Source organism: Fusibacter paucivorans, from assembly GCF_018390735.1.
Classification (GTDB): domain Bacteria; phylum Bacillota; class Clostridia; order Peptostreptococcales; family Acidaminobacteraceae; genus Fusibacter; species Fusibacter paucivorans.
In genome coordinates this window covers 1-16,062 of record NZ_JAHBCL010000053.1, presented here as the reverse complement: position 1 = coordinate 16,062, position 16,062 = coordinate 1, and the positions used below count along the sequence as shown (strand labels likewise).

The 16,062-nt window shown below is 39.0% G+C and carries 13 protein-coding genes; 12 read left to right on the top strand and 1 reads right to left on the bottom strand.

Translation table 11 applies throughout. The features are described 5' to 3' along the window. The first annotated feature begins 222 nt into the window (after nucleotides 1–222). The 9 genes from KHM83_RS18650 (at nucleotide 223) to KHM83_RS18610 (ending at nucleotide 10,721) form a co-directional block, all read left to right on the top strand. Nucleotides 223–1,191 carry an AEC family transporter gene (locus KHM83_RS18650; RefSeq protein ID WP_213238549.1) on the top strand — a complete coding sequence of 323 codons (969 nt, stop codon included), beginning with the start codon at nucleotides 223–225 and terminating at the stop codon, nucleotides 1,189–1,191. Between the two features lie 68 nt (nucleotides 1,192–1,259). Continuing rightward, nucleotides 1,260–2,147 (top strand): MBL fold metallo-hydrolase, encoded by an 888-nt coding sequence (locus KHM83_RS18645; RefSeq protein WP_213238548.1) that lies wholly within the window; start codon nucleotides 1,260–1,262, stop codon nucleotides 2,145–2,147. Between the two features lie 305 nt (nucleotides 2,148–2,452). Continuing rightward, complete coding sequence (locus KHM83_RS18640; RefSeq protein ID WP_213238547.1) at nucleotides 2,453–3,418, top strand: AEC family transporter; 966 nt, start codon at nucleotides 2,453–2,455, stop codon at nucleotides 3,416–3,418. Nucleotides 3,419–4,133: 715 nt separating this feature from the next. Further along, nucleotides 4,134–4,901: a type I 3-dehydroquinate dehydratase gene (gene aroD / locus KHM83_RS18635; RefSeq protein WP_213238546.1), complete on the top strand. Its 768-nt coding sequence runs from the start codon at nucleotides 4,134–4,136 to the stop codon at nucleotides 4,899–4,901. A gap of 67 nt (nucleotides 4,902–4,968) precedes the next feature. After that, nucleotides 4,969–5,703 carry an IclR family transcriptional regulator gene (locus tag KHM83_RS18630; protein ID WP_213238545.1) on the top strand — a complete coding sequence of 245 codons (735 nt, stop codon included), beginning with the start codon at nucleotides 4,969–4,971 and terminating at the stop codon, nucleotides 5,701–5,703. Nucleotides 5,704–6,472: 769 nt separating this feature from the next. Further along, a complete protein-coding gene (locus KHM83_RS18625; RefSeq protein WP_213238544.1) occupies nucleotides 6,473–7,000 on the top strand; it encodes a shikimate kinase in 528 nt (175 codons plus the stop codon). Between the two features lie 271 nt (nucleotides 7,001–7,271). Then, the gene (locus KHM83_RS18620; RefSeq protein WP_213238543.1) at nucleotides 7,272–8,681 is read left to right on the top strand and encodes an aldehyde dehydrogenase family protein; all 1,410 of its coding nucleotides are present in this window, start codon (nucleotides 7,272–7,274) and stop codon (nucleotides 8,679–8,681) included. A gap of 90 nt (nucleotides 8,682–8,771) precedes the next feature. After that, nucleotides 8,772–9,707: a hydroxymethylglutaryl-CoA lyase gene (locus tag KHM83_RS18615; protein WP_213238542.1), complete on the top strand. Its 936-nt coding sequence runs from the start codon at nucleotides 8,772–8,774 to the stop codon at nucleotides 9,705–9,707. Nucleotides 9,708–9,977: 270 nt separating this feature from the next. Next, complete coding sequence (locus KHM83_RS18610; RefSeq protein ID WP_213238541.1) at nucleotides 9,978–10,721, top strand: IclR family transcriptional regulator; 744 nt, start codon at nucleotides 9,978–9,980, stop codon at nucleotides 10,719–10,721. A 288-nt stretch (nucleotides 10,722–11,009) separates the two neighbouring features. Here the strand turns inward: KHM83_RS18610 and KHM83_RS18605 are convergent, their stop codons facing one another. Then, nucleotides 11,010–11,945: a S66 peptidase family protein gene (locus KHM83_RS18605; protein WP_213238540.1), complete on the bottom strand. Its 936-nt coding sequence runs from the start codon at nucleotides 11,943–11,945 to the stop codon at nucleotides 11,010–11,012. A gap of 399 nt (nucleotides 11,946–12,344) precedes the next feature. Here KHM83_RS18605 and KHM83_RS18600 point away from each other — a divergent pair, with 399 nt between their 5' ends. The 3 genes from KHM83_RS18600 (at nucleotide 12,345) to KHM83_RS18590 (ending at nucleotide 16,055) form a co-directional block, all read left to right on the top strand. Continuing rightward, on the top strand, nucleotides 12,345–13,295 hold the full coding sequence (locus KHM83_RS18600) for a dipeptidase (RefSeq protein ID WP_246543203.1): 951 nt from the start codon (nucleotides 12,345–12,347) through the stop codon (nucleotides 13,293–13,295). 467 nt (nucleotides 13,296–13,762) lie between these two features. Beyond that, on the top strand, nucleotides 13,763–15,667 hold the full coding sequence (abc-f, locus tag KHM83_RS18595) for a ribosomal protection-like ABC-F family protein (RefSeq protein ID WP_213238539.1): 1,905 nt from the start codon (nucleotides 13,763–13,765) through the stop codon (nucleotides 15,665–15,667). Nucleotides 15,668–15,731: 64 nt separating this feature from the next. Beyond that, nucleotides 15,732–16,055, top strand: a complete 324-nt coding sequence (locus KHM83_RS18590; RefSeq protein ID WP_213238538.1) for a VOC family protein — start codon at nucleotides 15,732–15,734, stop codon at nucleotides 16,053–16,055. Nucleotides 16,056–16,062 lie beyond the last annotated feature (7 nt).

Below are 16,062 nucleotides of genomic sequence, written 5' to 3'. Positions count from 1 at the left end.
AAGATTGCAGTTGTACTATCTGATGACTGATTGGTTATGATGACGGAAGTTTTATGATCTTGTCGACGAGAGAGGGATTCGTTAATACGTTTATATAGAACACGTCTTTGTAATGCGTAAAAAATCGTTTATAATAGAAAGAAGTATATCGTACTCATATATGATGCGATCATAGAATCGTACAAAACACTGCAAGAAACGACAGAATTGGAGGCCTTATAGATGCATGTCTTTTTCTTTATTCTCGTGAACAATATTGTTCCGATTTTTTTGTTGATTGGCTTAGGATTTATACTGAGCAAGCAATTTAACTTTGATATGAATACGCTAAGTAAAATGATTTTTTATCTTTTTTCACCCGCATTTATTTTTGTTAACCTATATGAAACGCCTTTATCCATTAATATGCTGTTAATTACGCTATTTTGTACAGCTTATTTGGCCATTACATATATGATTGCTGCCGGGATCGGCAGGTGGCGAGGTTATGATACCAGTTTAACCAATGCTTTTAAAAACGCACTGATGTTTAACAATACAGGAAATATTGGGCTTTCTCTTGTCACACTTGTTTTTAGCACAGGTCCTTATCTCATTGGCGGTGAGACGCCCTTTTTAAATGAGGCACAGGCATCTCTGATTGTCGTGATGGTCTTTACCAATATCACGATTAATACTTTTGGTTTTTACAATGCGGGAAGGGCAACCATGTCGGTAAAGGATACCATCAAAAAAATCTTTTCAATGCCGGCAGTCTATACGATTCCGTTGGCGATTGGCCTTCAGCTTTCACCGATTGATGCCACTGCTTGGTTCGGCTGGCCGGCGCTGGTTTATTTGAAGAATGCACTGGTTGCCATGGCGCTGCTAACGCTTGGCGTTCAGCTTTCGAAAACCAAAATTGATTTTCATAATAATAGTGTCTATTTGGCAGTATTTATGCGATTGTTAGGCGGTCCGATACTGGCGATGGTGCTCATCGCCGCATTTGGTTTTAAAGGGGTTGTTGCACAGACACTGCTTATTGCGTATTCGGTGCCTACTGCGGTAAATACGGCACTGATTGCAGTGGAATTCAAAAGTCAGGAAGCCTATGCAACACAGGTAGTCGTAACATCGACCATTATCAGTGCAGCGACTTTGACATTTGCAATTTTTATGGCGCAAACACTTTATGCTGTTGGTGCATAGATGAAAAGCAAGTGATTCAAAAATGCTTTAGAAATAAATTTATCGTGTTATAGAGAGGAGAAAAACGTATGTATGAATTGTATCAAGTGGGTGAAAAAACTTATTATATTGAATGTCCGGCTAAAATAGGCATTTACAAAACAGGTGAGAACGAAGTGGTTTTAATCGACACTGGGAATGATAAAGAAGCGGCAAAAAAAGTACTTCGCGTCTTGGATGGTGAGGGCTGGACGCTTAAAGCCATCTATAATACACATTCTAATGCAGATCATATTGGCGGTAACCAATGGATACAAAAAAAGACGGGCTGCCCCATCTATGCCACAAAAGTTGAACAGTACTTTACAGAGAACCCTGAGCTGGAAACGGCAATTCTCTATGGCGGGTACGCTCAAAAATCACTTCGCAATAAATTTTTAATGGCGAAGCCCTCAGAGACGCTATTGCTAACGCCTGAAACGCTGCCTGAGGGGTTGACGATGTTTTCGCTGCCGGGACATTTTTTCGAAATGGTTGGCTTTAAAACATCAGATGATATCTATTTCTTGGGTGACTGTGTCTTTGGAGAACATATTATTAACAAGTATCATTTTACCTTTATTTATGATGTTGCAGGCTATTTGGCGACACTTCAACATATTATGAACTTGTCGGGCGCATTGTTTATTCCATCTCATGCGGATGCCGTCAAAGATATTAAACCTCTGGCTGAAAAAAATATTGCTAAAGTGAAGGAGATTGAGACCTTTATTTTGCAAACGTGTCTAATGGGATTGAATTTTGAAGAAATCCTAAAAGAGGTCTTTGATCATTACAGTCTTACACTTGATTTGAATCAGTATGTGCTGGTGGGGAGTACCATTCGATCTTTCTTATCCTATCTTGTTGACGGCGGCATGATGACATGTCATTTTGATTCAAATCGATTGATTTGGAAGACAGTCCCCCAAGCATAAAATGAAATTTCCTTTAAGAAAATGGACTTAAATAGCATATGCATTTATAGTTTTTATGAATGAGTGAGCATGATTTGGAAAACATCAAAATTCCTTAATGCATTGGAATAACAGGAAAGTTGAAATAGAGATTATAGTTTTTATATATGGAAGGCTATGTTTGACCGACGGCGGAAGATGATATTGCTTGGTTTCTTGATGAGATTGGTGCTATAATGTTGTGGAAAATCATTTACCTGCATTGAGTAGGAGATAAAACTTATTATAAGTCATTGATTAGAATGCAGTGCTAAAGAGGAGGCACGATGTCAGTTTTCCTGTTTGTTCTCATTAATAATATTCTACCGATATTTGTTCTCATAGGATTGGGATTTGTACTAAGTAAGCGTTTTACTTTTGATATATTTACTTTAAGTAAACTCAATTTCTATTTGTTTATGCCGGCATTTATCTTTGTCAATCTTTATACCACAGAACTTGACTGGTCAATGGTTAAGATTTTAATATTTTGCGCTGTTTACCTGATTGTCAATGATATTTTGGCAAGGGGGATTGGCAAGACAAGAGGATATGATGTTTCAATGACCAATGCGGTTAAAAACGCAATCACTTTCAGCAATACGGGCAACATTGGATTATCACTTATTATTTTGGTTTTTAGTACGGGTAGTAATGTCGTCGGCGGCGAGACGCCTTTCTTGATGACAGCTCAGACAACATTGATTATTGCCCTTGTCTTTAATAATATTACCACCAACACGCTTGGCTTTTTTAATGCGGGGCGCGCTTCGATGTCAATGAGAGGATCACTGAAAAAGATACTTAGCATGCCTTCAATATACGCGATTCCATTGGCCTTTGTTTTAAAGGCGATGCCATTTGATGTGACGACCTTTTTTATTTGGACTGCGCTCGTGTATATGAAAAATAGTTTAGTTGCAACGGCGCTAATTACACTTGGGATACAATTGTCCAAAACCAAAGTGCAATTTGGCAATTCAGATGTTGTGCTGACGGTGTTGATGCGGCTTGTTGCCGGTCCTATTATTGGTGCCGCTTTAATTTGGGCCTTTGGTTTCACCGGTGTCGTCGCACAGACGCTGTTGATTATCTCAGCTTTGCCACCGGCAGTAAATACGGCGCTTATTGCTGTTGAATTAGAAAATCAGGAGACTTTTGCAACGCAAGTTGTTATTATGGCAACGATAGTAAGTGCGGTGACACTGACGTTTACAATCTATTGGGGTCAGATTTTCTTTGCGTGTGCTTAACAGGCAGTCTTTACGATAAACAGAAAATACTTGCTAAAGATGAGCTGAATACCTAATCAGCCATCTTTTTTATTTAAGGAAATTACATCATTACCTTTCGTGGATTCTTTACGAGAATAGGTTGAATTTTCATCTTATGAAAAGAATACATACTGTTGCAAAGGATCAAAACTTTGAATGATGCTATTTTTTCATTAAATAAAAAATGGCAAATACATCGCATCCGTTTGCATTGTTCGCTGATGGTGTTATCAAAATAATCGATTGACAGGTGCCGTTATTGACAGACATAAATGGCAATGTTAAACTAGTATAAGATTTGTCATTAAGTGAAAATGAATTTTGATGAATGGAATAATTGGAAATGATTGGCTTATAATTAGTGTTTTCATTGCGTCTGTATCTTTTTTTCAGTTTAAATATGATGTAAAATGTGTGGATAAGGAGATAACTGTTTCGTTAGTTAAAAATTGTAAATCCGTATAATGAAATAAGTAGTCAACGGTTGATCGCACATGTTGTCCATAATATATGCAGCTTAAAGGACCCATAACTGATATCAATGGTTTAATACGACTAAAATATTTTTATGATTGGAAATTCGTGTTCTGTTTTCGCTTATTAATAGTGTATACTATATGAAAGTATTGTATCGCAATCTTAATGACACGAAGAGAATACGATTCTAATCGCTGTATTGAACATTGGAGGTTATATGGAAAAGAAAAGTTATCATGTTCGAAATGTAATTATTGGTGTAGGGAAACCTAAAATTATTGTCCCAATTGTTGGCAAGACAAAAGCGCAGATTATTGATAAGGCGAATGAATTTGACTATGATATGATTGACCTTGTTGAGTGGCGGGCCGATTTCTATGAAGATGTATACCAAGTGGACGCTGTGTTGGATACGCTGATAGAATTAAGAATGGTTCTAAAGGATACCCCCTTGATCTTTACGTTTAGAACAGATCGTGAGGGCGGTGAAAAAGCGATTGAAATGCCAGCCTATGTTGCATTGAATACAGCTGTTGCTAAGAGTGCCATGGCAGATATTATTGATGTTGAAATCTTTTCAGGTGATGACATCGTTAAGCAGAGTATTGACAATATTCATGAAGCAGGCTGTCTGGTAATTGCATCAAATCACGATTTCCATAAAACGCCGTCAGAAGAAGAATTAATAAAGCGTATGCTGAAGATGCAGTCAATGAATGCTGATATTCCCAAAATTGCGATGATGCCGCAATCGAAAGCAGATGTTTTGACTTTGCTCAGCGCAACGAGCCGAATGTACGAAGAGTTTGCCGATCGGCCAATTATCACGATGTCAATGTCTTCGAAAGGCGTTATCAGTCGTTTGACAGGAGAAGTATTTGGATCGGCAATGACATTTGGCGCTGTTGGACAAGTTTCTGCACCAGGTCAGATACCGGTAGAATCTTTGAGCGAAGTGCTCGATATATTAACAAAGGCAATTTAAGTTTGAAGTGGTTTATGGCCTGAAACAAATGGAACGTGCTATATTCCCTTCGTAAGAGGTGATTTAAATGGAAGAAAAAAAGGGGACGACACGGGCGATTGACAGGGCGCTGGAAATTTTAGACTGTTTTATGGGAGAGCAGCATGAGTTTTCATTAAATGAGATATCTGAAAAGATATCACTTTCGCCAAGTACAACCTATCGGTTGCTTAGTACAATGACCGTGAATGCCTACCTGACCAAAAGCAGTGATAAAAAGTACTCGCTGGGTCCAAAGATTGCACTGTTGGGAACGAAATGCACAGAGCTCAAATATGATCATTTAATTGAGGTCGCTAAACCGTATATGGAGCAACTCAACAAAAAATATGATGAAAGTATCAGTTTATATGTTGTTGAAGGCGATCAAATTCTCTGTGTTGAGCGTATTGAGACGACGCGTGCGCTTAAACAGGCTGTCGGTAAAGGGGCTTACCTGGACTTGGCATCCGGCGCATCAGGCAAACTGCTATTGGCATATGAGCCATTAAATCATCAAAAAAAATTAATTGGTGATAATCCATTTCTTTGGTCAGCAGTTGAAAAGATACAGATTGACCACTTTGCATTTTCTACAGGCGAAAAAGATGAGGGCGTTTCATGTATTGCAACACCAATCATAAATGCTGAAGGGGAAGTTGTCGCATCATTGACAATGACAGGGTTATTTACAAGATTTCAAGGCGTTGATCTCGAAGAAAAAATCGAAGATACACGGCTTATGTCGAAAAAGGCCTCTGCAGATTTAGGTTTTGAATCCTAAAAGCAATGCTTTATCAAGATGGCTATGAGTACATGCAAATTTATCGAACGACGCGAATAAAAATGAATAGACAGAACACCTATAAAACCAGTTTCAACATCTATTGAATATAGTGATGATAACTGGTTTTGTTATTGGTAAAGCAAAGTTTAATTTTGATATACAATGAATGACAGTTATTAGGTAATCGACATCAATGATGTTTTTTTTATGTGAAAGGATTGCAAAAATATTTGTCCCACTTATGTGAAATTTTTAAGAAGGTTAGAATTTGAACGTTTAAGGGGGATTTTTCGGTAAAATTGTTGACAAAATGACGACATTCGAATAATATTAAGTAAATATTAAACAACTTAGTGCATAAAAATTGCACGATGGAGAAATGTTATGACTTCAAACATTATGAAAAAATCATCTGTTAGCTATTACTTTTATATGTTCTTATTTTATTACTGGGGTAAATTTTACGCTGGCAATTTTATATGCACGGAATAGCTATTAGAAGCATAACAGTTTACAATGAACGATAAGATGGATTCTAATACAGAGTCCATCTTTTTTAATTGATTGGAAGATTGACTTTGTAAAATGAATAGCATCTGACGAGTGAGGCAATGGTATCATTCAAATTTTAATCCTTTCACTATAATATGTGTTGTATTCATAAAACGGAAAATCAACAGTTTGCCGTGAAGGATCAATTAAAGGTAATGATGCAATTTCCTTGAGTGTTTAAAAATAAAGCGAAGCGCAAAAATGGGAGGATCAGATGAAAGGATTAGCGTTTATTGGAATGATGGGTTCAGGAAAAACCACAATAAGCCAAAAAGTGGCAAAGGATCTTGCGCTTACTTACTATAGTATTGATCAAGAGATTGAAAAAGATCACAAGATGACAGTATCAAGTATTTTCAGTAAACACGGTGAAAACCACTTTCGTGAAAGCGAGACCAACACGATCAAACAATTAGTCGCTAAACCCAATATTGTTATTGACTGTGGTGGTGGTGTTGTACTTAATAAAGAAAATATTCAGATCATGAAAGACAATGGCTTTAAAGTGGTTTTTTTAAATCGTGAGATTTCGGATATCATTGGTGATATCGATTTTGAAACGAGACCGCTTTTAAAAGATAATCATGATAAAATTTACAACATTTATAATGAAAGGCTGCACCTTTACATGGAGCATGCAGATGTGATTATTAATAATACTGGTTGTTTGATGACACAATATGCAAGAATATTAAATGAAATAAAATTTTCATGTCGATCTCTAACCAATGTAGCAATATAATGTTCTCTATATAAGAAATGGCTTGAAAAAAAGGTGATCACAATCGAATAGCATAATGACTTAAGACAGTTGCCAATATGGCAGCTGTTTTTTTGTTTCTAAAAAATGCTTTGGGGTAATATTTCATTGAGTGAAATAGTATCGGCGATAAATGGAAAAAAGATTGTTTTTTTTTCTAAAACGCATTGACGATGGTGGTGAAAGATGGTAATCTATTATCGAAAAGTACATTGTGCGGAATATATTACACACAGTGAAATTGGAGGTTAAAATGGCAAAGGAACTTACGAAAGAACAAAGAGAAGAACTAGATTTAGCATTTGAACGTGCGAGAGCAGCACAGGCAATCTTTGAAACGTATGATCAAGCAAAGGTAGACAAATTATGTCAGGCAGTTGCCGCAGCTATTTCTAACAAAAAAGTGTTTACAGAATTAGCATTAATGGGCGTTGAAGAAAGTGGTTTAGGTGATGCAAACGGCAGACCTGGCAAAAGATTCAAAGTTCATGGTATTTTGAGAGATTCACTTAGACAAAAAAGTGTTGGCATCATTGAAGAAGATCCGGTAAAAGGTATTACAAAATACGCAAAACCAGTTGGTATTATTGCATCTGTCGTACCAACGACAAACCCTGTATTAACACCAGCAGGTACAGCAGTTTATGCTATTAAAGCAAGAGACGGCGTAATTTTTTCACCACATCCTAGATCAAAAAAGACAGCTTTTAAAGCCGTAGAAATTATGAGAGAAGCTCTCAGAAAAGAAGGCGTACCTGTTGATATTATTCAATGTCTTCAAAATGTAAACCTCGCAATGACACAAACATTAATGTCAGAAGCAGATTTAGTACTTGCAACCGGCGGTCAACAGCTTGTAAGAGCTGCCTATAGCTCAGGAACGCCAGCTTACGGCGTTGGTGCAGGTAACTCAACAATGATTATAGATGAAACTGCAAACGTTAAAGAAGCGGCAATGAATACAATGCTCAGTAAAACTTCAGACTTTGGTTCAGGCTGTTCAGCAGATGGTAACTTAATCATGGAAGCATCTGTCTATGATGATATGGTTAAAGAATTTGTTGCAATCGGCGGCTATTTTGCAAACCCTGAAGAAAAAGAAATGCTTAAAAAAGTACTTTGGGATGAAGAAGGTCACAGACTTTCAGATACTGTTGCTGTGGCACCACAAAAACTTGCTAAAATTGCTGGTTTCGAAATTCCAGAAGATAGAAAATTCATCTTTGTTGAAGGTGATGGCATTGGTAAAGACCACTTCTTCTCACTTGAAAAATTAACAACACTTTTCGCTATTTATAAATACGAAGGTTTCGAAAATGCATTGAAAATGATGCACGGTGTTTACAATACAATGGGTAAAGGTCACTCATGTGGTATTTATTCATTCAATGATGAACACATTCATCAATTGGCACTTGAAGCACCTGTTAGCCGTATTATGGTTAGACAACCGCAATCAAAAGCAAATGCGGGATCATTCACAAATGGTATGCCGATGACTTCCAGCTTAGGCTGTGGTACTTGGGGCGGTAACATTATTTCTGAAAACGTTAACTTAAAGCATTACATGAACGTAACATGGGTATCAAGACCAATTGCAGAAGATCGCCCAGCACTTGAAGAACTCTTTGGCGAATACTACGATGCTGAATTAGAAAAATAGTAAAAAACAGTTGCGTTAATGACGGAGATGCGATAGAAACCGTCGGTAGAGTTTAACGAGAACGAATAAATGTACTGAAGGAGTATATGCATGAATTATCCTAACCGCATCAATATTTGTGAGGTCGGTCCACGTGACGGCCTCCAAAATGAAAAAAAGATCTTGACGACAGATGAAAAGGTCGAACTGATTGATATGGCCATTGACGCAGGCTATAAAGTCATCGAAGTCGGGTCGCTCGTACATCCCAAAGCCATTCCGGCATTAGCGGATACGGAAGAAGTCTTCAAGCGTATTCAGAAACCGGATGACGTTGAATTACGTGTGCTCATTACAAATCTCAGAGGTGTCGAACGCGCCATTAACGCTGGTATTAAAAAAGTAAAACTGACAGTATCGGCTAGCGAGTCGCACAATATGAGTAACTTTAACCGCAAGACCGAAGAAACTGTTGAACAGTTTGCTGCCTGTATTGAATTGGCACGTGCAAACAATATTGAAGTTTCAGCAGCAATTTCAACTTCATTTGGCTGTCCGTTTGAAGGTTATATCAGTATGGCGAAAATTGAGCCCATTATCAAACGTTTCATTGAAATGGGGCTGACTGAAATTTCGCTGTCAGACACGACGGGGATGGCATATCCAAAAGATGTACGCGAAAAATGCAAGTACGTCATGGAAAAGTATCCTGAAATAAAATGGAATTTGCATTTCCATAATACGAGAGATCTTGGTTTCGTCAATGTTATGGCAGCGATGGAAGCTGGCATTGTCAATTTTGACGCATCATTTTCCGGTGTTGGCGGATGCCCATATGCACCAGGTGCATCTGGAAACATTTGTTCAGAAGATTTGCTCCACTTATGTCAATATGAAGGCATTGAAACAGGCGTTGACCTTGATAAGGCAATCGCACTGGCAAAACGCGCTGCTGATTTCTTAGGTCACAAGACGGACAGCTATATGCTCAGAGCTGGCAAAATCAGTGACTTGACAAAAGAAAAGCCTACTGAACAAAAGAATTAAAAATCATTGAAATTTTGAATAACCCCAAAACCTTAAAAACCCCTAACATATATATCATAAAGACAAATCAACAAAATCAAGAACCAAAACTTATTGCTTTAAACGTTAATCTGTCATTTAAGAGCATCGTGATTGCTTCCCCTAAATGATCAATGATGTTATAGAGACGACAGAACAGAATCCTCAGTATTGGGGATTCTGTTTTATGTTCGATAAATTATGTTATAATACTAAGAGAATTTTACGAAAGAAATACATGGTGGTGGTCGAATGACGCAACAATCCAAAACCCGTTCAATTGACAGGGCTTTAGAAATACTGGAATGTTTCCTGAATGGCAAAGAATCCCTTACTCTAGCAGAGCTTTCACAGCTTGCGAATTTATCTGCAACAACAGTGTTGCGTATTTTGGGCGCTTTGCAAGCGAAGGGCTTCGTAGAAAAAGATGAAGCCACTAAAACCTATCAGTTAGGTTTTAAAATATCACAGCTCTCAAAAGTTGCGAATCAGTCCAATGAGATGGTTCTTAAAACAATAAGCCAGCCTTTTATGCAAGACTTACTTGACAAATATAATGAAGATATTCGACTCTTTGTTGAACAAGGAGCTTCGAAGCTCTGCATCATGTCTTTAGAATCGACAAGAAGTCTACGCCATATTGTTCACGTCGGAGAACGGCATGAACTCATAAGAGGGGCGACTGGTAAAGTCGTGCTAGCACATATTAAGCCGGAAAAATGCGATTTGCTTATTAAGGGAACCGATATTGATCTGGAGACGCTTGAGTCAATAAGAGAAAAAGGATATGCAGTAAGTTATGGTGAACGCGATGAAGGGATTATCGGTATTGCGGCGCCAATTTTAAATGCAGTAGATGAACTGGTAGCGGTATTATCGCTTTCAGGGCCAGCCATTCGCTTTGACAATGGTGCACTTAATGAAAAAATTGAAGATACTGTGAAAAAGGCGAAAGAAATTTCAGAGGCGTATGTAAGGTTTGTAGGACGTGTCTAAATTGATAAAAGAAACCCTGTCGACGAATGTCAACAGGGTCATTTTTTTCTACAAGACAACGGCAAGCACCGCGTTATAGCATTCGAAATAACTTCTATAATAAAAATGATGCAGCAACTCATCAAATTTTTAATAGTGTAAAATCTCATTACAAATTTCATATTACATGATAATTGCGGAATGAATTTATCGCAAAGAAACTTGTGTGCCTCATAGAGAAAGGGGATTAATCTAGATAAAATCCTAAGGATTTTATGACTTAAATTATAACATAAATTTAATAACTTTTTATAAAAAAATTAATTTTTTTTCATAAGTATTCATCTGGATTTTACCGCCAATGGCAAGCGTTGGCTGTGGAAAGTTATGGCCAGCACGCAAATTTGCCAAAATTGGCTTTTGCCACGGGACGACTACTTCTTCAATAACGGTTTCAAGCGAAAGATCTTCGCCGCCGTATGACTTTTTATACTCGGGTTTGCAACCGGAGAAGGTGCCAAAAAGAATACCGTGACAGTCTCTGAATTTGCCTGCCAGTGCTAATGCAGTCAGCATTTTATCAATTTTATAAATGGGTTCATCTACGTCTTCAAGAAAAAGAATTTTTCCTTTTGTATCGACTTCATATGGTGAACCTAATGTTTGTGTCAGCAGTGATAGATTCCCACCAATGAGTTCGCCTTCACAAATCCCTTCCGAAAAGATGCTGAAAGATTCACCGGGCGGGTTTGTTAAGAGGCCGTGATAACCACCGGGGGTCATAATATTTGCTTTAAAACTATTCAGCGAATATTCATCACAGTTCTCATCATTGATAAAGATATCAGAGGTTGCCATAGGACCATGATAAGTAACGAGACCAGTCATTTGATGGATGGCGGTATGCAGTGCCGTAATATCGCTGTAGCCAATAAAGACTTTTGGATTTTGAGCGATTAGATCGTAGTCTAGTGATGCCAAAAGGCGCGTTGCTCCAGAACCGCCTTTAAGATTAATAATGCCATTGATATCAGGTGAGCGAAAGGCATCGTGCAAATCTTTTAGCCGCAGTGAATCGCGACCTGCTAAATGGCCGTGATAGGCATAACACGATGGCATCATCAACGGTTTTAACCCCAGACGTTTAAGACCGATTTCAGCTTTGTCAACTTTTTCGCGAAATGTTGGTGTTGAGGGGCAGAGTACAGCAACGGTATCACCTTGCCTAAGTGCTTTTGGATACATTTCGACCTCCTAAATGTCTTACTATCTTAAGGTGATTGCATCGTTAACTTTAATTGAGCCTGTACGACAATATGTTGAATTTTCGTACGACAATAATAGTACATATTGTAGTGAACGGCTTAAAGTTTGAATGATGCAATTGCCTTATCTATTATTATAGCACCAGAGCGCTGACATTCATTTTAAGATTATGAGACATTCTGTTATTGAAAGGAATTGAAGGAGGCGGTAGGAGGATTGGCTGCTGTCACTTAAAATGTTAAGAATTATTAACAATTGTACCGCTGGCTATTCATGCTGTTCAAATAGAGCTATACTGTAGAGAAAATGATACTCGTGTTTTGAAAGGATAATTTTTAATTGATATCTATTGATAATCATATTATTTAGGAGGCACATATGATGATACCTGTATTTGATGCACACGAAGATATTTGGACACACGTTGCGCAGTGTCGTGAACTAGGCGAGCGAAGTGTCTTTGAAAATCACCATCTTGCCAATCATAGAGCGGGCAATATCCGCGGGGGTATTTTTGTCATCTGGATCGACAATCAATACTTCGATAGACCGCTTGAGCGCGTAAAGATGATTGCTGATGCAATCAAAGCTGAAGTTGAAGACGGCAAAAGTATTTTAAAGATTGCCACCAATCGGGCGATCTATGATGAAGCTGCGGCCGAGGGAAAAATAGCCGCTGTATTTGGGTTGGAAGGACTCAGCTATATTGAAAATGATTTGGCATTGCTCGATTCGCTATATGACATGGGTGCAAGACATGCTTCGCTGACATGGAATGAAGAAAATGCGCTAGCAACGGGTGCCAAAGGAAGTGCTGACAGAGGACTTACGGCGCTTGGACGTCAAGCTGTTAAGCATATGGAAACAAAGGGCATGCTCGTAGACGTTTCGCATCTTAACGAAAAGTCATTTTGGGATCTTATGCGGATAAAAACCACGCCGATGATGGCATCGCACTCCAATGCGAGAACTTTATGCGATCACCCTAGAAATTTAACTGACGAACAGCTGCTGGCGATAAGGGATATTGGCGGCGTCGTCGGCTTGAATGCGTACCCTGGTTTTGTTGGGGATGCACGGAGCTTCGATGATTTTGTCAATCAAGCAATTTACCTCGTAGAAAAAATTGGCATTGACCACGTTGGCTGCGGCTTTGATTTTTGTGATTATTTAAAAGGTGGCGATCTGTCCGATGTTATTCCGGGATTTGAGGACCATACAAAAGTGCCGTATTTTTTTGAAGTTTTAAAACAAAAGGGATACGCTCAAGAAGCACTTGAAAAAATTGCACATGGCAATTTTGAACGTTTGCTGATGCAAATGAAATAAAGTGTGAAACGAAAGCGGTTGATAAAATAACGACAGAAATCATAGTTGAAAAACGATTGCTGTTGTGGTACAATGCATGCAGTATGAAATGAAAGGCAAAGACTATGATCACATCTGTAAAATCGACAACATGGACAGATAAATCAATGCTCTATCTTGTGGGCATCGCATTTAAAACGTTGAAAAACGGGAGGAATCTGTCCAAAATTCGAGTGTGTGATCAGTCAATAATGAAATGATTTGATATGCTCGTAAATGGACGCTCTTCCCGAGATTGGGAGGGGCGTTTTTGATGTTTAAAAAGAAACAATTTAAACTTAACACATATAAGGCAATTGCATAATGACCTTAAGTTAATCCTTCGGTACAATCTGTTGCATTTCCGTTTTTCAAAGGATATGCATATGATGGTGAAAGGACTAATTTTAATGATGCAGTTGCCTCATACGACAAGAGGAGCATATAAAATGATAGAAATTACATTAAATGATATAAAGAAAACATACTTTGCGGATCCAGTTTTAGAATCGGTGACGCTAACATTGCAAACGCAGGAGCGGATTGGGCTCATTGGTGACAACGGATCCGGCAAATCAACACTTTTTCAAATTATTGTAGGCACGTTGAACGCCGATTCCGGCCAGCGAATTGTGCGTAATGGTGCCAGAATAGGTTATCTTGAGCAGTCGGCAGACCAAGACGTGCACAAACGTGTTCGCGATGTCATCGTTGAAGCATATGAAGCGCTTTATGACATCAAGGCACAATTTGATGCACTCGAAATAAGTCTTAGTGAAAACGATCCTGATTTAGAAAGAAAGCTCATAAAAATCGGTGAACTGAGAGAGGCATTTGAACATGGCGGCGGCTATGAGATCGATGCGTCAGTGGATCGTATCTGTCAAGGGCTTAGTATTTCAGAAGCGATGCAGTCACAGTGGTTTGGCGAACTGAGCGGCGGAGAACGCGCACGTGTACAACTGGCAAAACTGCTGTTGCAGTCACCGGATATTCTATTGCTGGATGAACCGACAAATCATTTGGATATAGAGACGATGACATGGCTTGAGGATTATTTACGGCAATATAAAGGCAGTGTGCTCATTGTGTCCCATGACCGAGCTTTTTTAGACAATGTCATCCAAAAAATATATGAATTAAAAAATGGCGTCATCGAAACGTATTTTGGCAATTATTCGGACTACCTCACTGAGCGTGAGATTCGCCATGAGCTGGCAGTGAAGCAATATAACCAGCAGGAACGTGAAATCAAGCACATCGAAGAAGCGGCGAAGCGCTTGAGAGACTGGGCGAAACGCGGCGACAATGAAATGCTTTTTAAACGCGCCAAAGCCATGGAGCGACGTGTTGATCAAATGGACAAAATGGATCGACCGATACGGCAATCTGTTGACTTTAAACTGAACTTTGAAGGAACACAGAAAGCAGGGCGGATTGCTGTTGATGCGGAACAGATTGAACTTTCAATCGGCGATAAATTATTGATCAAAGATGGCGATCTAACTGTAGCACGCGGTGAAAAGATGGGATTTATTGGCGCCAATGGTACGGGCAAAACAACACTGTTTAAAGCAATCTTGGCAGAACAGCCTCCGTTTCGCGTTAATCCCTCGCTATGTATTGGCTATTTGCCGCAAGTGATCACTTTTGAATCGGAGGGTATGACGCTTTTAGAAACATATAATGCAGCACACCCACAGCCTGAAGGCGATATTCGAAATAAACTGGCGCGATATGGTTTTTACGGTGAGGATGTCTTCAAGCGCGTTGAGAATCTATCAGGCGGCGAAAAAATGCGTTTAATGCTGGCGATATTGGTAGCGCAGGATATTAATTGTCTTATCTTGGATGAGCCCACCAATCACATTGATATTCGTACGCGTGAGATTGTTGAGACAGCTGTGAATACGTTTGACGGCACCGTACTCTTTATTTCACACGACCGGTATTTTTTAAAGAACTGTGCCACAAGCATTGCTGAAATATATAAAAAGCACCTTCTTCAATACGGTGGTGATTTTGAGATGTATCAAGCACAACATGAACAAAAACATGCGATTGCTGAGCAGCTACAAGTCAAATCTCAAAACTCGGCACCTCCCCAGCATATCAAACCGGCAGAACGCCGTGAAAATGAAATGAAGCTGAAGAATAGAAAAGAGCGGCAGACAGAAATGCAGCGACAAAAATTAGAGACCGAGATTGATGCGCTTAATGAAGTGATTGCGAAAATGAAAGCGCAGACAGATCGTTTAGAGAACGACTATGAAGTACTGCTTGAACATACGGCTAAAATTGAGGCTAAAGAAGCGGCGATGGAAGCGCTCATGGAAAAGTATTACGCGTTATAAACAAAATGTTTAGAGGCTGTGATGGTTGGTATGAATGTCATAACGACAAAATGGGAAGGAGATCATGAAATATGGCGACGCTCCGCCGTCAACGGGATTTGATATGCCGGATGAAATGAAGCCGTTGATTATGCATGCGACGATAGAAATATATGGGACGCAAATAATGGTATCGGATACACCGGCGCACATGCCATTTCAGGTTGGCAGCAATATGAGCATTGTCGTAACACTTGATGCTATTGAAGAGACCAAGCGCGTTTCTGATGCCTTGTCTACAGATGGAGCTGTTCAGCAGCCGCTTCAGGAAACTTTCTGGAGTCCATGCTATGGTGCACTTGTTGACAAATTCGGTGTTGGCTGGCAATTGTCTTATGAAGCAAAGTAAAACAGCA